Origin of the sequence: Aminobacter aganoensis, from assembly GCF_014206975.1 — a bacterium.
Lineage (GTDB): Bacteria > Pseudomonadota > Alphaproteobacteria > Rhizobiales > Rhizobiaceae > Aminobacter > Aminobacter aganoensis.
This window is the reverse complement of sequence record NZ_JACHOU010000004.1, coordinates 53818-72226: the sequence shown is the minus strand read 5'-3', so window position 1 is coordinate 72226 and position 18409 is coordinate 53818. Positions and strand designations below refer to the sequence as shown.

The window sequence follows — 18409 nt, the reverse complement described above, 5'->3', positions numbered from 1 at the left end:
AGAATGCGCAAGATCGTCGCCGGCAAGCTGCACGGCATCCACATCACCGAAGCCAACCTCAACTATCACGGCTCGATCACGCTCGACCCCGACCATTGCGAGGAAGCCGGCATCCTGCCGATGGAGTTCGTCGAGATCTGGAACAAGAATTCCGGCGCGCGGATTTCGACCTATGTGATCCTCGGCGAGCGCGGCTCGCGCTGCTGCATCCTCAATGGGGCCGCCGCCCGTACCTGCCAGGCCGGAGACCAGATCATCATCTGCAACTCCGTCTATGTGAACGAGAACGAGATCACCACGCTCAAGCCGCGCGTGCTGACCTTCGACAAGGACAACCGCATCGCCGACCGGCTGACCTATTCGGTCGAGCGCGACCAGTTCGGCCGCTACGCCTTCTCGATCCTGGACGAGACGAGCGCGCGGCTTGCCATCCCTGCGCTGGTGAGCAGCCACTAGGCCGACGCTCCAGAGGCATAGCCCAGGGCGAGACGTTCCTGTGCTGTTGCCGTGCCGCTGAATTTCCCGCAAAGATTGCAACCAGAGGCATGTGCGGGCGACGATCGAAACAACTCGCACACCCTGAAAGCATTCCTGTCAACTTCACCCGACCGGCAAGGCACCATGGGCGAAACCGTCAATTTCGTGTGGATCGGCGACAAGCTCGGTCCATTGCACGCCGCCTGCATCCGCTCGTTTCGGCGGCATGGGCATCGCACGGTGCTGCACGCGTTCGAAACGCCCAAGGACACGCCCGATGGCGTCGAGATGTTCGATGCCTCGCAGCTGCTGTCACGAAGCGAGATCGTGACCTACAGGCACGAGAAGAGCCTGGCGCTGACCGCAAACATCTACCGCTACAGGCTGCTTCAGGCAGGGCTCGGCATCTACGCCGACTGCGATGTCTACTGCGTCCGACCGTTTCCTGAGCAAGACTGGCTTTTCGGGTGGGAGAGCAACAACGTCGTCAACAATGCCGTCCTGAAGGCACCGGCCGACAGCGATCTCGTCAAGAGCCTCGTCCAATGCACCTCCGGCCGGCATTTCATCGCGCCATGGTGGTCGCCAGGCAAGACGGCGGTTTACAAGCGACTCGAGAAAGTCGGGCTTGGGCGTGATATCAGGCGGACGCGCTGGGGGACGACTGGCCCCCAATTGCTCACTTTTCTCATCAAGAAATACGGCCTAGCAGACAAGGCGCTCCCGATGGACGCCTTCTATCCTGTCCATCAGGCGATGACCGACCTGCTCTTCGACGCTGGGCTGTCGGTCAGGGACGTCACGACGCCAAGGACCTACGCGATCCACCTCTACAACAACTCGATTACGCCGACGTTCGACCCGCCGCCCGGCAGCCCGCTCGCCGAAATCCTTGCAGGGTCCTAGGGAGGCCCGATCGGGGAAATGGGTCTGCCGGCACAAGAGCGCCGGCAGACGAGTCAAGCGCGCGGCGACTGGCCACGCTCACAAGGTCCTAGCGGCGCTCGAGGTGCTCGACGGCGAGGAAAGCAGCCTTGGCGGCGAGCGACAGGCGGCTGGCGGCCTCGACGCGCGCAGGCGTGTAGTAATGCTCGTCATGCAGCATGTTGACGGTGCCGAGCATGATGTCGCCGACGAAGACCGGCCAGTTGAGCACCGAACCGCAGCCGAGCGACCAGATCGTCTCGTGGTCGGGGAACACGTCGGCAATGTCCTTAATGGTATTGGCGACGAAGGGCTGGCGCTTGACGTGGATGGTGTCGAACCAGTGGGTGCGGTTGATCGGCTTGGTGCCCGACACCGGATAGGCGTCCGGGTGACTGGTGTAGGTGCGGGCCGAGACCTCGGTGGCCCAGTCAAGCTTCATCACCGTGAACAGCTTGGCGCCGACGAGCACATCGGCCAGCGCCTGGAGCGCCTTCCACACGCCCTCGACGTCAGTCGTGGTCGCAATGGCGGCATCGAAGGCGGCCAGCGCCTCGGCGAAATTGGTCTCTGTCATGACGTACCTCTATTTCAAGTCTGGGGATGAGCAGCGCTGAACCTGGTCAGTTCGCGCGAATAGGGATCCTGCATCTCGCCGCGCTTGAGCTGGCCGACATCAGCGATCTCGACCACCCGGCCATGACGCATGACGGCAAGGCGGTCGCACAGGAACGAAACGACAGGAAGATTGTGGGTGACCATCAGATAGGTCAGCCCCTGCTCGCGGCGCAGGCGCTTGAGCAGGTTGAGGATCTCGGCCTGTACCGACACGTCGAGCGCCGACGTCGGTTCGTCGAGCAGCAACAGCCTGGGCTTGAGGATCAGGGCGCGGGCGATGGCGACACGCTGGCGCTGGCCGCCCGAGAGCTGGTGCGGGAAGCGGAAGCGGAAGCGGCGGTCGAGGCCGACCGACTGCATGACCTCGTCGACACGCGCACCGCTGTCGCCCATGCCATGGATGGCCATCGGCTCGCTCAGCGTCGCATCCACCGTCTTGCGCGGATGGAGCGAGCCGTAGGGGTCCTGGAACACCATCTGGCACTGGCGGGCAAAGCCGCGGTCGATGCCATGCGTGCGTTGCTCGCCAAACACCGAAATAGAGCCGGTCCAGCTCTTCGCCATGCCGGCGATGGCCTTGAGCACGGTCGTCTTGCCCGAACCGCTTTCGCCGACCAGAGCGAAGCTCTCGCCCTCGGCAACGTTGAAGCCGATGCCGTGGGTGACCTTCGAGTCGCCATAGGAGATGTCGAGGTTGTCGATCGCCAGCGCGTTCATGTCGAGGCCCCAGTACGTTCGAGGACGGGAAGCTCGTCGCGGCTTTCGTCGATGCGCGGGATCGAAGCCAGCAGGCCGCGCGTATAGGGATGCCTGGCGTTCTTGAGCTCGCCGGCATCGCACGCCTCGACCACCTCGCCGCTGCGCATCACCAGGATGCGGTCGCAGTAGCTGGAGACCAATTCGAGGTCATGGCTGATCAGGATCAGGCCCATACCCTTGCGCTTGACGAGGTCGTCGATGATCTCGAGCACCTGCGCCTGGACCGAGACGTCGAGCGCCGAGGTCGGCTCGTCGGCGATGAGCAGGTCCGGCTCGGGGATCAGCATCATGGCGATCATGACGCGCTGGCCCATGCCGCCGGAGACCTCGTGCGGGTAGAGGCCGAGCACGCGCTCGGGGTCGTTGATGCGCACGGCCTCCAGCATGGCGAGCGTGCGGCCTCTGATGTCGGCGCGGCCGAGCTTCTGGTGGGTCAGCAACGCCTCGGCGATCTGGTCGCCGATAGTCATGACCGGGTTGAGCGAGAACTTCGGGTCCTGCATGACCATGGAGATGCGGGCGCCGCGGATGGCGCGCATCTGCCGCTCCGACTGGGCGAGCAGGTCGACGCCGTCGAAGCGCAGCCTGTCGGCGGTGACCTTGCCGGGGGCACGGATCAGCCGCAGGATCGAGCGGCCAGTCATCGACTTGCCAGAGCCGCTTTCGCCGACGATGCCAAGGCGCTCGCGGCCGAGCGTCAGCGACAGGCCCTTGACCACGTCTATCGGGCCGCGCGCCGTCGGAAAGGTGACGCGCAGGTTCTCGATTTCAAGCAAGGCGCTCATTGGCGGTCTCCATGCTTGGGGTCGAGGACATCGCGCAGGCCGTCTCCGAGGAAGCAGAAGCCGAGGCTGACGATGACGATGGCAAAGCCGGGCATGGTCGCGACCCACCACTGGTCGAGGATGAAGGAACGGCCGCGCGAAATCATCGCGCCCCATTCGGGCAGCGGCGGCTGGGCGCCGAGGCCGATGAAGCCGAGGCCGGCGGCGGTGAGGATGATGCCGGCCATGTCGAGCGTGACGCGGATGATCATCGACGACGTACAGAGCGGCAGGATGTGATTGACGATGACGCGGAACGACGAGGCACCTTGCAATTCCACTGCCGCAACGAACTCCGAGTTGCGTATGGTCAGCGTCTCCGCCCTGGCGATGCGGGCGTAGCCCGGCCAGGTGGCAATGGCGATGGCGATGATGGCGTTCTGGATGCCGGGCCCGAGGGCCGCGACGAAGGCCAGGGCCAGGATGAGCTTCGGCATCGACAGGAAGATGTCGGTGATGCCCATCAGGATGCGATCGGTCCAGCCGCCGAAATAGCCAGCGACAGCACCGATGACGAGGCCGACGGGAGCGGCAAGGACGGCCACCACCGCCACGATCATCAGCGTGATGCGCGCGCCATAGACGACGCGGCTCCAGATGTCGCGGCCGAGCTCGTCGGTGCCCATCCAGTTGTCCCAGCTCGGCGGCTTGAGCCGCATGGCCAGGTCCTGGCCGACCGGCGAATGGGTGGCGATCCAGGGCGCGAACAACGCCACCAGGATGAGCGTCAGCACGATGATCGCGCCGACCATGGCCAGGGGATTGCGCATCAGGGAGCGCGCAAGGCGGTAGCTGCGGCCGAGACGCGCCTGGAGGCGCGAGGTCGGGGAATCGTCGAGAAGCCAGTCGCGGGTGATCATCAGCGTGCCCTCGGGTCGAGGACGCGGTAGAGCACGTCCGAAATCTTGTTTATGCCGATGAAGACCGCGCCGATGACAAGCGTCGAGCCGAGCACGGCGTTCATGTCGGCATTGAGCAGCGCGGTGGTCAGGTAATTGCCGATGCCGGGCCAGGAGAAGACGGTCTCGATCATCACCGAGCCTTCGAGAAGGCCGGCATAGGACAGGCCGATGACGGTGATGAGCGGCACGAGGATCGGCCGGAAGGCATGGCGCCACAGCACCAGCCGCTCCGAGACGCCCTTGACGCGGGCGGTGGTGACATATTCCTGCGCCAGTTGGTCGAGCATGAAGGACCGTGTCATGCGGGCGATGTAGGCCAGGCTGAAGAAGCCGAGTACTGCTGCCGGCAGGGCGATATGCGAGAGCGCATTGAAGAAGATGTCGGTTTCGCCGGCGATCAGGCTGTCGATGAGGATCAGGCCCGTTACCGGGTCGACCATGCCGTCATAGAAGATGTCGAGCCGGCCGGGGCCGCCGACCCATTGCAGCTTGGCGTAGAACAGCGCGAGGCCGACGAGGCCGAGCCAGAAGGCGGGCACCGAATAGCCGAGCAGGCCGACGACGCGGATGACCTGGTCGAGCAGGCTGCCCTGGCGGCTCGCGGCATAAACACCCATCGGCACGCCCATCAGCACGCCGATGATGATGCCGAGCGTGGCCATTTCGAGGGTCGCCGGGAAGACGCGGGCCAAGTCCTCGGCCACCGGCTTGCCGGTCGACACCGACATGCCGAGGTCGCCGGTCAGGACATTGCCGACATAGTTGAAGAACTGGACGATCAGCGGCTTGTCGAGCCCCATCTCGATGCGGGCGGCCTCATAGACGGCGCGGGGCGCGCGGTCACCGACGACGGCGAGCACCGGATCGATCGGCACGACGCGGCCAATGAAGAACGTGATGGCGAGGAGGCCGAGGAAGGTGAAGGCAACGGCGGCAAGGACGCCCAGTACCCCCTTCAGCGTTTTCCAGGCTTGCCGCGCATTGCGCGGCGAGCCGCCGGACCCTGTTGGAAGCGCCTGAGCGGCGGAGTCGGTTTCTGATGCCACGCGGTGTCTGTTCCTACCACATTGGCCGCGCTGCGGATGCGGCACGGATGTTGTCTGTCGAGCAAAATTCCGCTTGGACTATACAAATAATTTTGCTTAGATCAAAAAAATTTTGATGGGAGCAAAATTCGGCGTGTCCTCGGAGGCCAGCAAGAACGCGACGGCGAGCCAGCCGAAGGTGGGCGCACTGATCCGTGCGCGCCGCAGGCAGTTGTCGATGACATTGCAGGAATTGTGCGACGCGGCGGGCATTTCCGTCGGTTATCTCAGCCAGGTCGAGCGCGACCATGCCACCCCGTCGCTGGGCACCCTCGCCCAGCTCGCCCGCAGCCTCGACGTGGCTGTGGATTATTTCATCGCCACCCCCTCGATGGAGGACGGGCTGACCCGAGCCGACCAGCGCAACCGTTTCTCGGTCGACGGGTCTTCGATCATCTACGAGCGCATCGCCGCCGACTTCACCGGCAATGTGCTGTCGTCCTTCATCCTCAATGTTCCGCCCGGCTATCGCTCCGAGACGGTCAGCCACGAGGGCGAGGAAATCCTGTTCATCCTCGAAGGCTCGATCACCCAGCGCCTCGAGAACGACGAAATGGTGCTTACGGCCGGCGACAGCCTGCATTTCCGCGGCAACCGCCCGCATTCCTGGTCGAACGACACCGACACATTCGCGCGCATGCTCTGGACCGGCACCTTGCCGATGTTCAGATCACGCACGGAACATCCGGCCCTGCGCGGTTCACGGGCCGAGACAAAGAAAACGGGAACCAAAAAGGAGAGAAAATGATGAAACTGTTCAAAGCCGCGCTGCTTGCGGCGGCGCTTGCCATGCCGATGACGCCGGCGATCAGCCTGGCCACCACGCCGGCCGACATCCTGGTGGTGGCGCAGAACATCGACGACATCGTCAGCATCGACCCGGCCGAGGCCTACGAATTCTCCTCGGGCGAGTATGTCGCGCAGACCTACGACCGCCTGGTCCAGTACGATGCCGCCGACACCAAGACGCTGGCAGCCGGCCTCGCCAAGGAATGGGCAGCCGACGACGCCACCAAGACCATCACTTTCACGCTGCGCGACGGCGTCAAGTTCACCTCCGGCAATCCGCTGCGCGCCGAAGACGTGGTCTATTCGTGGAAGCGCGTCATCGTGCTCAACAAGGCGCCCGCCTTCATCCTGACCCAGCTCGGCTGGACGCCGGAAAACTTCGATTCGATGGTCAAGGCCGACGGCAACAAGGTCGTGGTCAAATATGAGGGCGATTTCGCCTCGGCCTTCGTGCTCAACGTCCTGGCGGCCCGCCCCGCCTCGGTGGTCGACGCGGTCACGCTCCAGGCCAACGAGGCCAATGGCGACATGGGCAATGGCTGGCTGAAGTCCAACTCGGCAGGCACCGGCCCGTTCGTGCTCAAGGCCTTCCGCCCGGGCGAACTGATCAACCTGACGGCCAATGCCGAGTATTTCAACGGCGCACCGGCCATCAAGGGTGTCATCATCCGCCACGTCGCCGAAGCGGCGACCCAGCAATTGCTGCTGGAATCGGGTGACGTCGACATGGCCAAGAACCTGACCTCGGACCAGATCGCGACGATCGCCGGCAAGGATACGCTGGTAACCGAGACCTATCCGCAGGCGGCCGTGCACTTCCTGTCGTTCAACCAGAAGGACGAGGCGCTGCAGCCGGAAGCCGTGTGGGATGCCGCGCGCTACCTGGTCAACTACAAGGGCATGACCGACACCTTCCTGAAGGGCCAGATGCAGACGCACCAGGCATTCTGGCCGTCGGGCTTCCCCGGCTCGCTCGACGAGACGCCCTACACCTACGACCCGGCCAAGGCCAAGCAGATCCTGGCCGATGCCGGCGTCAAGACGCCGATCACCGTCACGCTCGACGTCATCAACTCGACGCCGTTCACCGACATGGCACAGTCGCTGCAGGCAAGCTTCGCCGAAGCCGGCATCAACTTCGAGATCATCCCGGGCACGGGCTCGCAGGTGATCACCAAGTACCGCGCCCGCACGCATGAGGCGATGCTGCTGTACTGGGGGCCCGACTTCATGGACCCGCACTCCAACGCCAAGGCCTTCGCCTACAACGAGGACAACTCGGACGGAAACTACCAGTCGACCACCACGTGGCGGAACGGCTGGGCCGTGCCTGAAGAGCTGAACAAGGAGACGAAGGCAGCGCTCGCCGAGCCCGACCAGGCCAAGCGCAGCGCGATGTATGTCGACCTGCAGAAGAAGGTGCAGGAGAAGTCGCCGATCGTCATCATGTTCCAGGCCGCGACCCAGGTGGCGCGGGCCAAGAACGTCGACGGCTACGTCAATGGCGCGACGTCGGACTTCGTCTACTACCGTCTGGTCAAGAAGAACTAACCCAGGCAAGACGCCAGGGCCGCTCGCGAGAGCGGCCCTTTTTCCTTACCACAAAGCAGAATCTCGGAAGGCAAAGACAATGTACCAAGAGCGGATGGCGCGCCTGCGCGAACGCATGGCTGAGACGGGAACCGACCTCGTGGTCGTCGGCCCCTCGTCGCATCTGGTGTGGCTCACGGGCATGTCGCCGCATGGCGACGAGCGCCCGGTGCTGCTGCTCGTTGCGCAGAAGCACGCCGGCTTCCTGATGCCGGCACTGAACGCCGACAGCCAGCGCCCCTTCACCAAGCTGCCCTTCTACCCCTGGGCCGACGCTGACGGCCCGCAGGCCGCACTTGCTCAGCTGCTCGCCGATTGCGGCGTCAAGGAAGGCCTTTCGGTTGCGCTCGACGAGACGATGCGCGCCGACTTCGCGCTGCTGCTGCTCGATGCCCTCCCCGGTGGCGCCAAGCGCAGCTTCCTCAACGACACGGTAAGCTTCCTGCGCGGCAAGAAGGACGAGGCGGAATACGCGCTGCTGAAGATGAATGCCGTGCTCAATGACGGCGCCATGAAGGCAGGTTTTGCCGCGCTCAAGGACGGCGTGACCGAACTGGAAGTCGGCCAGGCGATCCGCGACTTCTATGCCAGGAACGGCGCCGTGGGTGAGTTCGTCAGCGTCTGCTTCGGCGAAAACGGAGCCTTCCCCCACCACCACACCGGCAACCGCAAGCTTAGGGCGAACGAGGCCGTGCTGATCGACATCGGCGGCCGCAAGGACGGCTATCCCTCCGACATGACCCGCGTCGGCGTGTTCGGCGACAAGCCGGAAGGCTTCGACGAGGTGCATGGCGTGCTCGAACGCGCGGTGCAGGCGGCGATAGCGGCCGCCAAGCCCGGCGTTGCCGCCAAGGAAGTCGACAAGGCCGCCCGCGACGTCATTGCGGCGGCCGGCTATGGCCCGAACTTCCTGCACCGTACCGGCCACGGCCTGGGCATCGACATCCACGAGCAGCCCTACATCACCGGCACGTCGGAAACGATCCTGCAGGAAGGCAACGTGTTCTCGATCGAGCCCGGCATCTACCTGCAGGGCCGCTTCGGCCTGCGGCTGGAAGAGATCGTGATCCTGCGCGGCAACCGCGCCGAGGTGCTGTCCGACCTGCCGCGCGAGGCCTTCGTGGTCAAGGCATAGGCCTAACCGCCTCTCGACAGACGAAAGGGCCGCAGCAGCGGCCCTTTTTTTGTTGGGGTTACATGCCCTGCTGCCACGCGCCAAGGGCCGGCCGGCAGGCTGTTCAACGGCCCGGCACAAAGCTATCGTTGCAGCCAGGAGCCTGGATACTGCACTGGAGGGGCTGTGCGATCTTTTCTCGTGGCGGTGATTGCCTTGATGTCGACCAATGCGAGCGCCGTGGAACAGACTTTCCCGGCGGATGGCGGCGTGGTCTATTTCAACATGCCGTCGGGCAATGTCGGCTGCCAGTACACGCCCGCGGGCGGCTCGGATGTCTACATGCCCGAGGACGGCGGCCCGGAGCTCGGCTGCGACCGCATCGAACCGGCATACCAGAGGTTCATCCTCGGCAAATCGGGAAAGGCCAAGCGCTACCAGAATGTCGGCGACACCGGCTGCTGCGACGGTTCGCACACGCTTAAATATGGCAACAGCTGGAAGAAGGGACCGTTCAGCTGCGAGGCGACGAAAGCCGGGTTGAGCTGCAACCGCGACGACGGGCATGGCTTCTTCATCAGCCGGTCGAAAACAGAGATCCACTGATCCCGCCCCTGCCCGCGCAGGCAAAAGAAAAGCCGGGCAAGCCCGGCTTTTCAAGCATTTGTCTCTCAGACAGCGATCAGTTGACCGCGTCCTTGAGGCCCTTGCCGGCCGAGAACTTCGGGACGGTACGAGCCGGGATCTTCACTTCCGCGCCGGTCTGCGGGTTGCGGCCGGTGGACTCCGCACGTTTTGACACGGTGAAATTTCCGAAACCGACAAGCCGGACATCGCCGCCACCCTTCAGTTCGCCGGTGATGACTGAAAACACTGCATCAACAGCGGACTGCGCATCGCCCTTGGAGAGCTTGGCAGCCTCGGCGACGGCGGACACTAGTTCGTTCTTGTTCATTCAAATTCCCTTCCATGAGAAAACCGGGACATAGACTCAGCCGGTAGGACACGGACTTTAGAAAGAAGCTTGGGCACAACCAAGTCGAAAAGGCTCACAAAGCCCGGAATTCCGCGCTTTTTTCACATGAAAAAGCCGGGCGCGGGCCCGGCTTTTCCGTTTTCAGTGCAACTTTAGATGCAACTTAATGAGCAAAGCCCTTGCCGGCATCGTCGCCCGCGTCCGTCTTGGCCGCGGGAACGTCGACCGGCTCAGTCCACTCGATCGGCTCGGGCTGGCGCACCAGCGCATGCTTGATAACCTCGCCCATGCGGCTGACCGGGATGATCTCCATGCCGCTCTTCACGTTTTCCGGAATGTCGGCCAAGTCCTTGGCGTTCTCTTCCGGGATCAGCACCTTCTTGATGCCGCCGCGAAGCGCTGCAAGCAGCTTCTCCTTGAGGCCGCCGATCGGCAGCACCCGACCACGCAACGTGATCTCGCCGGTCATCGCGACATCCGCCCTGACCGGGATGCCCGTCAGGATGGACACGATCGCGGTGGCCATGGCCGTGCCGGCCGACGGACCATCCTTCGGCGTCGCGCCTTCCGGCACGTGCACGTGGATGTCGCGCTTGTCGAACAAAGGCGGCTCGACGCCGAAATCGATAGCGCGGCTGCGGACATAGGACGCCGCAGCCGAAATCGACTCCTTCATGACGTCGCGCAGGTTGCCGGTGACCGTCATGCGGCCCTTGCCCGGCATCATCACGCCTTCGATCGTCAGCAGCTCGCCGCCGACCTCGGTCCAGGCAAGGCCCGTGACCACGCCGACCTGATCCTCGCCCTCGACCTGGCCGAAGCGATAGCGCTGCACGCCCAGATAGTCGTCGAGGTTGGCCGCAGTGACCTTCACCGACTTCTTCTTGGTCTTGATGATCTCGGTGACCGCCTTGCGCCCGAGCTTCATCAGCTCGCGCTCGAGGCTACGGACACCTGCTTCACGCGTGTAGGTCTGGATCACGGCGCGGATCGCATCCTCGGAGACGGAGAACTCCTTGGGCTGCAGCGCGTGATCGCGAACCACCTTCGGCATCAGGTGCCGCTTGGCGATCTCGACCTTTTCGTCCTCGGTGTAGCCGGCGATGCGGATCAGTTCCATGCGGTCCATCAAGGGCGCAGGAATGTTCAGCGTGTTCGCCGTCGTCACGAACATCACGCTCGAAAGGTCGTACTCGACCTCGAGGTAGTGGTCCATGAACGTTGCGTTCTGTTCCGGGTCGAGCACCTCTAGCAGCGCCGACGAAGGATCGCCACGGAAATCCTGGCCCATCTTGTCGATCTCGTCGAGCAGGAAGAGCGGGTTGGACTTCTTGGCCTTCTTCATCGACTGGATGACCTTGCCGGGCATCGAGCCGATATAGGTGCGGCGGTGACCGCGGATCTCGGCCTCGTCACGCACGCCGCCAAGCGCCATGCGCACGAACTCGCGGCCGGTCGCCTTGGCGATGGACTTGCCGAGCGAGGTCTTGCCGACGCCGGGAGGGCCGACGAGGCAGAGGATCGGACCCTTCAGCTTCTTCTGGCGGCTCTGCACCGCGAGATACTCGACGATGCGGTCCTTGACCTTGTCGAGGCCGTAGTGGTCGGTGTCGAGCACCTCCTGGGAGAAATTGAGGTCCTGCTTGACCTTGGAGTTCTTGCCCCACGGGATCGACAGGATCCAGTCGAGATAATTGCGCACGACGGTGGCTTCGGCCGACATCGGCGACATCGAGCGCAGCTTCTTCAGCTCGGCCTCCGCCTTTTCGCGGGCCTCCTTGGTCAGCTTCGTCTTCTTGATGCGGGCCTCGATCTCGGCGGCCTCGTCGCGGCCGTCCTCGCCTTCGCCGAGCTCCTTCTGGATCGCCTTCATCTGCTCGTTGAGGTAGTACTCGCGCTGGGTCTTCTCCATCTGCCGCTTGACGCGGCTGCGGATGCGCTTTTCGACCTGCAGGACGGAGATCTCGGCTTCCATGAAGCCCATCGCCTTCTCAAGCCGCTCCTTGACGGACAGCGTGCCGAGCATTTCCTGCTTCTCGGTGATCTTGATGGCGAGATGCGAGGCCACCGTGTCGGCGAGCTTGGAATAGTCCTCGATCTGGCTGGCAGCACCAACCACTTCGGGCGAAATCTTCTTGTTCAGCTTGACGTAGTTCTCGAAGTCGGAAACCACGGAGCGCGACAGCGCCTCGACCTCGACCTCTTCCTCTTCCGGCTCGGTCAGGATGAGAGCGTGGGCCTCGTGGAAATCGGGCTTGTCGGTGAAGGACTGGATCCGGGCGCGCGTCGTGCCTTCGACCAGCACCTTGACGGTGCCGTCCGGCAGCTTCAGCAGCTGCAGCACATTGGCGAGCGTGCCAATGTCGTAGATGGCATCCGGCTCGGGATCATCGTCGGCGGCATTCATCTGGGTCGCAAGCAGGATCTGCTTTTCCTGACCCATCACCTCTTCCAGAGCCTTGATCGACTTTTCACGCCCCACGAACAGCGGGACGATCATGTGCGGGAACACGACAATGTCGCGCAACGGCAGGACTGCGAAGGTTCCTTCGCTGGAAGAGCGGGATATTTTGGCCATTGTCCAACCTTTCATATCGCGGTCGCGCAAGGCCAACCGCGAATCTCATATTAACGACCATGGACGGTTCCGCCTACCGCCGATTACCGCGCGGCATATTAGAGCACGGAACAGACCCCATCGCCTCTTCTCCGTTAGTTGGAGCTTCGCCGGGTAAACATCAAGGCCAAACACGTTGCCGTGTAGCGACCCGGGATCGGCAAACCTCCAAATGCCGAACGGCGCCGCTGGGGCGCCGTTCGCTGGAGCGGTTCAAGGGAAAACGGCAGGCCTCAGGCGCTGACGTTGCCCTTCTTTTCCTTCTGCTCGGAATAGATGTAGAGCGGCCGGGCGCTGCCGGTCACCACCTCATCCGAAATCACCACTTCCTGGACGCCTTCGAGGGCCGGAAGCTCGAACATCGTGTCGAGCAGGATCGCTTCCATGATCGAACGCAGGCCGCGAGCGCCGGTCTTGCGCTCGATGGCGCGCTTGGCGATCGCCGACAGGGCGTTCTCGTGGAAGGTCAGGTCGACGTTTTCCATCTCGAACAGGCGCTGGTACTGCTTGACCAGCGCGTTCTTCGGCTCGGTCAGGATCTGGATCAGCGCCGGCTCGTCGAGATCCTCGAGCGTCGCCAGAACCGGCAGACGGCCGACGAACTCGGGGATCAGGCCGAACTTCAGCAGATCCTCAGGCTCGACCTGGCGGAACAGGTCGCCGGTGCGGCGATCCTCCGGCGAAGCGACCGTGGCGCCGAAGCCGATCGAGGTCTTGCGGCCGCGATCCGAGATGATCCTGTCGAGGCCAGCAAAGGCGCCGCCGCAGATGAACAGGATGTTGGCGGTGTCGACCTGCAGGAACTCCTGCTGCGGGTGCTTGCGGCCACCCTGAGGCGGCACGGAAGCGACGGTGCCTTCCATGATCTTCAGCAGCGCCTGCTGGACGCCCTCGCCCGAGACGTCGCGGGTGATCGAGGGATTGTCCGACTTGCGCGAGATCTTGTCGATTTCGTCGATGTAGACGATGCCGCGCTGGGCGCGCTCGACGTTGTAGTCGGCCGACTGCAGCAGCTTCAGGATGATGTTCTCGACATCCTCGCCGACGTAACCGGCTTCGGTCAGCGTCGTCGCGTCGGCCATGGTGAACGGCACGTCGATGATGCGGGCCAGCGTCTGGGCAAGCAGGGTCTTGCCGCAGCCGGTCGGGCCGATCAGCAGGATGTTCGACTTTGCCAACTCGACGTCGTTGTTCTTGCCGGCATGGGCCAGGCGCTTGTAGTGGTTGTGGACGGCCACCGACAGCACGCGCTTGGCGTAGGGCTGCCCGATGACGTAGTCGTCCAGAACCTTGAGGATTTCCTGCGGTGTCGGCACGCCCTCGCGCGACTTCACCATCGAGGTCTTGTTCTCCTCGCGGATGATGTCCATGCACAGTTCGACGCACTCGTCGCAGATGAAGACGGTCGGACCGGCGATGAGTTTGCGCACCTCATGCTGGCTCTTGCCGCAGAACGAGCAATAGAGCGTGTTCTTGGAGTCGCCGCCGCCGTTGCTGACCTTGCTCATCTTGTCCAAGTCCTTTCACTGCCGCCCGGCCGATGGAGTGGCTTGTGGGCGCATATGCAATCTAACGCCGGACGCCGCCACCGCCAGCCCCTGGCCGCCGCAACGAGCTCCGTACAACTCACATTCCAGAAGTCGCTGCAACGAGTCGCGGCACCCTTGAACAACGCTAAGCCGTCGAAGCTCAACGCAGCCTTAACGTAGGCCGCCGCTTTCGCCGAGGGAACAGCAAAATGTGTCCGAAATGCCGCAGGACATCTCAAAAATGCGAGATGTGACCCGATTGGCAGGTCGCAGCGTCCAATCACGAAGCGGTGGCACCCTCAACGGCTTCACGGCTGTCGATGACCTTGTCGATCAAACCGAAGTCACGCGCCTCGTCCGAAGTCATGAAATGGTCGCGGTCGAGCGTCTTTTCAATGGTCTCGTAGTCCTTGCCCGTGTGCTTGACATAGACCTCGTTGAGACGGCGCTTGAGCTTGATGATGTCCTGGGCGTGACGCTCGATGTCCGAAGCCTGGCCCTGGAAGCCGCCCGAAGGCTGATGGACCATGATGCGGGCATTCGGGGTGGCGAAGCGCATGTCCTTGTGGCCGGCGCAAAGCAGCAGCGAGCCCATAGAGGCGGCCTGGCCGATGCACAGCGTCGAAACCGCCGGCTTGATGAATTGCATGGTGTCGTAGATCGCCATGCCCGAAGTCACCACGCCGCCGGGCGAGTTGATGTAGAGGCTGATCTCTTTCTTCGGGTTCTCGGCTTCGAGGAACAGCAGCTGGGCGCAGACCAGCGTCGCCATGCCGTCTTCGACCGGGCCGGTGATGAAGATGATGCGCTCCTTGAGCAGGCGCGAAAAGATATCGTAGGCGCGCTCGCCCCGGTTGGTCTGCTCGACCACCATCGGAACGAGGTTCATGTATGTTTCGACGGGGTTCTTCATCGACTATCCCTTTATCGAGATGGGATTCCGGCTCCGGGCGGGCAGAATCGGTTCAGAGGCTTTGCCCTGTAAATAGGATGCCGCGTCATCATTGTGCAAGGCCGGTAAAGGGGCTTGATTTCAGCTGCCGCTAACTTTCGGCAAGCGCTGGCTCAATGGCCGGCACTGGAACTTGCCGCACCTGCGCCGGTAAAGGTGGCCATCAAACGACGCCCTGCAATCAACTGCACGGATTCTTGGCGCTGGACGTATTGAAAAGGGCAGCGACCGTGACGGAAGCCAAGGACAACCAGACGATCAAGTTCTACGCGAACGAGGCGGAAGCCTATACGACGCGGGGCGAAAAGGCGAGCAAGCACCATCTTCGCACCTTCATGGCGCGCCTGCCGATGGGGGGTTGCGTGCTCGAACTTGGCTGCGGCGCAGGGCAGGACAGCGAAGCGATGCTGGCGAGCGATTTCGATGTCATGCCGACCGATGGCACGCCCGAGATCGCTGCCGCCGCCGCCAAGCGCCTCGGGCGACCGGTCAAGGTGTTGCTCTTCGAGGACATCGACGACCAAGACAGCTACGACGGCGTGTGGGCCAATGCCTGCCTGTTGCATGTGCCGCGCCCTCAACTGCCTTCGATCATCCGTCGGGTGCATGCAGCGCTCAAACCGGGCGGCGTGTTCTACGCCAGCTTCAAGGCCGGCCAAGCCGAAGGACGCGATCGCTTCGGAAGATATTACAACTACCCGTCTCCCGAATGGCTGGCACGGGCCTTTGGCACGGAGCGCTGGAGTGCCCTGGAGATCGGCCGGGAAACCGGAAGCGGCTATGACGGCCGGCCGACGGACTGGCTTCACGCCGTCGCCACCAAGGCCGGCTAATTTGAACCAAATGGAATGCCCGCGATGAATGATCCGACCCAAACGAACAAGCACTGGTCCAAGGTGGAGTACCTGCACGAGACCGTCCGAAATCCGAACATCCGCATTCGCGGGACGCACAGCTATTACAGCAATGCGTGGACGGGATCGTTCGAAGACAGCGTAGTGCGCTACCTCTATGGCGACGACTACAGCCTGAAGGCGTGGGAACCGGCATGGCCGATCGACCAACTGCATATTGGCGACTATGTCTGCATCGGTGCCGAGGCGGTGATCCTGCTCGGCGGGAACCACACGCACCGGACGGACTGGTTCAGCCTCTATCCCTTCGCTGAATTCATCGTCGACGCCTATGCCGGCAAGGGCGACACGGTCATCGCCGACGGCGCCTGGATCGGCATGCGTGCCATGATCATGCCTGGTATCACCATCGGCGAAGGCGCGATCGTCGCGTCAGGCGCGATCGTCACCAAGGACGTGGCGCCCTACACGATCGTTGCGGGCAATCCGGCAGTGCCGATCAAGACGCGTTTCCCCCAGGCCACCCTCGACAGGCTGCTGGAGCTGAAGGTCTACAGTTGGACGGCGGAGAAATTCGAGGCGCTGAAACCGCTGCTTTGCGCAAGCGAGATCGACGCACTGGCAAGCGCCTCGGCAAGATATGACGACGGGCGGGCGTGACTGTTCAGACGCGGATCACGTATTCCTTGCGAGTCGTTTCAAGCACTTCCCAGCTTCCCTTGAAGCCGGGCCTGAGCACGAAACTGTCGCCGGCACGCACGGTGCGGGTCTCGCCGCCCTCCTCGGCAAGCACCGAAACGCCCGACAGGATGTGGCAGAACTCCCATTCGTCGTATTCGATGCGCCACTTGCCGGGGGTCGCCTCCCATATGCCGGCATAGAGGCCGCCTTCGGCTTCCTCGGCGTTCCAGGTGCGGAATTTCGGATCGCCGGAGATCAGCCGGCCTTCCGCCGGAGCACCGGCTTCCGGCTCGATGCCATCGGTCTCGATCGTCAGGAATCTCGGCAAGTCCACCCCCAGGATGCAAAAATGGCCCCGGCTTGGGGCCGGGGCCACTGTTGCATGACCGATCAGACCTTGGCCAGCGCCTGTTCGAGGTCGGCGATGACGTCGCTGACGTCCTCGATGCCGACCGACAGGCGGACGACGTCAGGGCCAGCGCCCGCCGCCACCTTCTGCTCGTCGGAGAGCTGGCGGTGGGTGGTGGAGGCCGGATGGATGACGAGCGACTTGGTGTCGCCGATGTTGGCAAGGTGCGAGAACAGCTCGAGGCCCTCGACGAACTTGACGCCGGCCTGGTAGCCGCCCTTGAGGCCGAAGGTGAAGACGGCACCGGCGCCCTGCGGCGAGTACTTCTTCATCAGCGCGTGGTTCTTGTCGCTCTTGAGACCGGGATAGGCGACCCATTCGACCTTGGGGTGGTCGGAGAGCCAGCCGGCGACGGTGAGCGCATTGTCGCAATGGCGCTGCATGCGCAGCGGCAGCGTCTCCAGGCCGGTGAGGATCAGGAACGCGTTGAACGGCGAGATCGCCGGGCCGAGATCGCGCAGGCCGAGCACGCGCGCGGCGATGGCAAAGGCGAAGTTGCCGAAGGTTTCGTGCAGCACGACGCCGCCATATTCGGGGCGCGGCTCCGACAGCATCGGGTACTTGCCCGACTTCGACCAGTCGAAGGTGCCGCCGTCGACGATGACGCCGCCGATCGAATTGCCGTGGCCGCCGATGAACTTGGTCAGCGAATGCACGACGATGTCGGCGCCATGCTCGATCGGGCGGATCAGATACGGGCTCGCCAGCGTGTTGTCGACGATCAGCGGCAGGCCATGCTTGCGGGCAATGTCCGCCACCTTCTCGATGTCGACGAAGATGCCGCCGGGATTGGCAAGGCTCTCGATGAAGATCGCCTTGGTCTTGCCGTCGATGTGCTTTTCGAAACCAGCGAGATCGTTGGTGTCGGCCCAGCGGACCTCCCAGCCGAAGTTCTTGAAGGCGTGGCCGAACTGGTTGATCGAGCCGCCGTAGAGCTTGTTGGCTGCGATGAAATTGTCGCCCGGGCGCATCAGATTGTGGAACACCAGCATCTGCGCCGCATGGCCGGAGGCGGTAGCGAGCGCTGCCGTGCCGCCTTCGAGGGCCGCGATACGCTCTTCGAGCACGGCCTGGGTCGGGTTCATGATGCGGGTGTAGATGTTGCCGAAAGCCTTCAGCCCGAACAGCGAAGCGGCGTGGTCGGCGTCATCGAAGACATAGGACGTGGTCTGGTAGATCGGCGTGGCGCGCGCGCCAGTGGCCGGATCGGGTTTCGCGCCGGCATGGACGGCAAGCGTGTTGAAGCCCGGGGTACGCTGGGACATGGTTCTCTCCAAAGACTAGGTCCATCAAATTCGGCTGACATCTT

General features: G+C 63.3%; 19 protein-coding genes. 8 read left to right on the top strand and 11 right to left on the bottom strand.

Going from position 1 to position 18409, the window contains the following annotated elements; genetic code table 11:
- Positions 1–3: 3 nt before the first annotated feature.
- Both panD and GGR00_RS11155 read left to right on the top strand, forming a co-directional pair.
- Entirely contained in the window at positions 4–456 is a 453-nt protein-coding gene (gene panD / locus GGR00_RS11160; RefSeq protein WP_184699481.1) for an aspartate 1-decarboxylase, read from the top strand.
- A 165-nt stretch (positions 457–621) separates the two neighbouring features.
- Positions 622–1383: a hypothetical protein gene (locus tag GGR00_RS11155; RefSeq protein WP_184699480.1), complete on the top strand. Its 762-nt coding sequence runs from the start codon at positions 622–624 to the stop codon at positions 1381–1383.
- An 88-nt stretch (positions 1384–1471) separates the two neighbouring features.
- Here the strand turns inward: GGR00_RS11155 and GGR00_RS11150 are convergent, their stop codons facing one another.
- Genes GGR00_RS11150 through GGR00_RS11130 form a run of 5 tightly spaced genes read right to left on the bottom strand, consistent with a single transcriptional unit; the run spans position 1472 to position 5463 of the window.
- Positions 1472–1978, bottom strand: coding sequence for a hypothetical protein (locus GGR00_RS11150; protein WP_055971317.1), 507 nt, complete (start codon positions 1976–1978; stop codon positions 1472–1474).
- 14 nt (positions 1979–1992) lie between these two features.
- Entirely contained in the window at positions 1993–2736 is a 744-nt protein-coding gene (locus GGR00_RS11145) for an ABC transporter ATP-binding protein (protein WP_055971319.1), read from the bottom strand.
- Positions 2733–3563: an ABC transporter ATP-binding protein gene (locus GGR00_RS11140; protein ID WP_055971325.1), complete on the bottom strand. Its 831-nt coding sequence runs from the start codon at positions 3561–3563 to the stop codon at positions 2733–2735. Before GGR00_RS11140 ends, GGR00_RS11145 begins: the two co-directional genes overlap by 4 nt.
- Complete coding sequence (locus GGR00_RS11135; protein WP_184699479.1) at positions 3560–4462, bottom strand: ABC transporter permease; 903 nt, start codon at positions 4460–4462, stop codon at positions 3560–3562. The genes GGR00_RS11140 and GGR00_RS11135 overlap by 4 nt, the downstream gene beginning before the upstream one ends.
- Positions 4462–5463, bottom strand: coding sequence for an ABC transporter permease (locus GGR00_RS11130; protein ID WP_055971705.1), 1002 nt, complete (start codon positions 5461–5463; stop codon positions 4462–4464). Before GGR00_RS11130 ends, GGR00_RS11135 begins: the two co-directional genes overlap by 1 nt.
- 202 nt (positions 5464–5665) lie before the next feature.
- On the opposite strand from GGR00_RS11130, the gene GGR00_RS11125 reads away from it, so the two are divergent.
- The 4 genes from GGR00_RS11125 to GGR00_RS11110 all read left to right on the top strand — a co-directional run bounded on the left by GGR00_RS11125 (position 5666) and on the right by GGR00_RS11110 (position 9688).
- Positions 5666–6337 carry a helix-turn-helix domain-containing protein gene (locus GGR00_RS11125; protein WP_055971331.1) on the top strand — a complete coding sequence of 224 codons (672 nt, stop codon included), beginning with the start codon at positions 5666–5668 and terminating at the stop codon, positions 6335–6337.
- Positions 6337–7929: an ABC transporter substrate-binding protein gene (locus GGR00_RS11120; RefSeq protein WP_055971334.1), complete on the top strand. Its 1593-nt coding sequence runs from the start codon at positions 6337–6339 to the stop codon at positions 7927–7929. The genes GGR00_RS11125 and GGR00_RS11120 overlap by 1 nt, the downstream gene beginning before the upstream one ends.
- Before the next feature lie 79 nt (positions 7930–8008).
- Entirely contained in the window at positions 8009–9103 is a 1095-nt protein-coding gene (locus GGR00_RS11115; RefSeq protein WP_055971337.1) for a M24 family metallopeptidase, read from the top strand.
- A gap of 165 nt (positions 9104–9268) precedes the next feature.
- A complete protein-coding gene (locus GGR00_RS11110) occupies positions 9269–9688 on the top strand; it encodes a hypothetical protein (protein ID WP_343065536.1) in 420 nt (139 codons plus the stop codon).
- A gap of 76 nt (positions 9689–9764) precedes the next feature.
- On the opposite strand, the gene GGR00_RS11105 is transcribed toward GGR00_RS11110, so the two are convergent.
- The 4 genes from GGR00_RS11105 to GGR00_RS11090 all read right to left on the bottom strand — a co-directional run bounded on the left by GGR00_RS11105 (position 9765) and on the right by GGR00_RS11090 (position 15117).
- A complete protein-coding gene (locus GGR00_RS11105) occupies positions 9765–10037 on the bottom strand; it encodes an HU family DNA-binding protein (RefSeq protein WP_055971339.1) in 273 nt (90 codons plus the stop codon).
- A 184-nt stretch (positions 10038–10221) separates the two neighbouring features.
- A complete protein-coding gene (gene lon / locus GGR00_RS11100; RefSeq protein ID WP_055971342.1) occupies positions 10222–12636 on the bottom strand; it encodes an endopeptidase La in 2415 nt (804 codons plus the stop codon).
- Positions 12637–12908: 272 nt separating this feature from the next.
- Entirely contained in the window at positions 12909–14183 is a 1275-nt protein-coding gene (clpX, locus tag GGR00_RS11095) for an ATP-dependent Clp protease ATP-binding subunit ClpX (protein WP_055971345.1), read from the bottom strand.
- A 301-nt stretch (positions 14184–14484) separates the two neighbouring features.
- Complete coding sequence (locus tag GGR00_RS11090) at positions 14485–15117, bottom strand: ATP-dependent Clp protease proteolytic subunit (protein ID WP_055971349.1); 633 nt, start codon at positions 15115–15117, stop codon at positions 14485–14487.
- Positions 15118–15272: 155 nt separating this feature from the next.
- Here GGR00_RS11090 and GGR00_RS11085 point away from each other — a divergent pair, with 155 nt between their 5' ends.
- Together GGR00_RS11085 and GGR00_RS11080 are read left to right on the top strand one after the other, a co-directional pair.
- Complete coding sequence (locus GGR00_RS11085) at positions 15273–15989, top strand: class I SAM-dependent methyltransferase (RefSeq protein ID WP_184699478.1); 717 nt, start codon at positions 15273–15275, stop codon at positions 15987–15989.
- 24 nt (positions 15990–16013) lie between these two features.
- Positions 16014–16670, top strand: a complete 657-nt coding sequence (locus GGR00_RS11080; protein ID WP_184699477.1) for a CatB-related O-acetyltransferase — start codon at positions 16014–16016, stop codon at positions 16668–16670.
- A gap of 4 nt (positions 16671–16674) precedes the next feature.
- Here GGR00_RS11080 and GGR00_RS11075 read toward each other — a convergent pair whose 3' ends face one another.
- Positions 16675–17019, bottom strand: coding sequence for a cupin domain-containing protein (locus GGR00_RS11075; RefSeq protein ID WP_184117325.1), 345 nt, complete (start codon positions 17017–17019; stop codon positions 16675–16677).
- Between the two features lie 62 nt (positions 17020–17081).
- Complete coding sequence (locus GGR00_RS11070) at positions 17082–18365, bottom strand: O-acetylhomoserine aminocarboxypropyltransferase (RefSeq protein WP_055971362.1); 1284 nt, start codon at positions 18363–18365, stop codon at positions 17082–17084.
- Between the last annotated feature and the right edge of the window lie 44 nt (positions 18366–18409).

Coding starts and splice junctions, on each gene's coding strand:
- panD (WP_184699481.1), top strand. CDS start 4: ATGCGCAAGATCGTCGCCGGCAAGCTGCACGGCATCCACATCACCGAA.
- GGR00_RS11155 (WP_184699480.1), top strand. CDS start 622: ATGGGCGAAACCGTCAATTTCGTGTGGATCGGCGACAAGCTCGGTCCA.
- GGR00_RS11150 (WP_055971317.1), bottom strand. CDS start 1,978: ATGACAGAGACCAATTTCGCCGAGGCGCTGGCCGCCTTCGATGCCGCC.
- GGR00_RS11145 (WP_055971319.1), bottom strand. CDS start 2,736: ATGAACGCGCTGGCGATCGACAACCTCGACATCTCCTATGGCGACTCG.
- GGR00_RS11140 (WP_055971325.1), bottom strand. CDS start 3,563: ATGAGCGCCTTGCTTGAAATCGAGAACCTGCGCGTCACCTTTCCGACG.
- GGR00_RS11135 (WP_184699479.1), bottom strand. CDS start 4,462: ATGATCACCCGCGACTGGCTTCTCGACGATTCCCCGACCTCGCGCCTC.
- GGR00_RS11125 (WP_055971331.1), top strand. CDS start 5,666: ATGGGAGCAAAATTCGGCGTGTCCTCGGAGGCCAGCAAGAACGCGACG.
- GGR00_RS11120 (WP_055971334.1), top strand. CDS start 6,337: ATGAAACTGTTCAAAGCCGCGCTGCTTGCGGCGGCGCTTGCCATGCCG.
- GGR00_RS11115 (WP_055971337.1), top strand. CDS start 8,009: ATGTACCAAGAGCGGATGGCGCGCCTGCGCGAACGCATGGCTGAGACG.
- GGR00_RS11105 (WP_055971339.1), bottom strand. CDS start 10,037: ATGAACAAGAACGAACTAGTGTCCGCCGTCGCCGAGGCTGCCAAGCTC.
- lon (WP_055971342.1), bottom strand. CDS start 12,636: ATGGCCAAAATATCCCGCTCTTCCAGCGAAGGAACCTTCGCAGTCCTG.
- clpX (WP_055971345.1), bottom strand. CDS start 14,183: ATGAGCAAGGTCAGCAACGGCGGCGGCGACTCCAAGAACACGCTCTAT.
- GGR00_RS11090 (WP_055971349.1), bottom strand. CDS start 15,117: ATGAAGAACCCCGTCGAAACATACATGAACCTCGTTCCGATGGTGGTC.
- GGR00_RS11085 (WP_184699478.1), top strand. CDS start 15,273: ATGGCCGGCACTGGAACTTGCCGCACCTGCGCCGGTAAAGGTGGCCAT.
- GGR00_RS11080 (WP_184699477.1), top strand. CDS start 16,014: ATGAATGATCCGACCCAAACGAACAAGCACTGGTCCAAGGTGGAGTAC.
- GGR00_RS11070 (WP_055971362.1), bottom strand. CDS start 18,365: ATGTCCCAGCGTACCCCGGGCTTCAACACGCTTGCCGTCCATGCCGGC.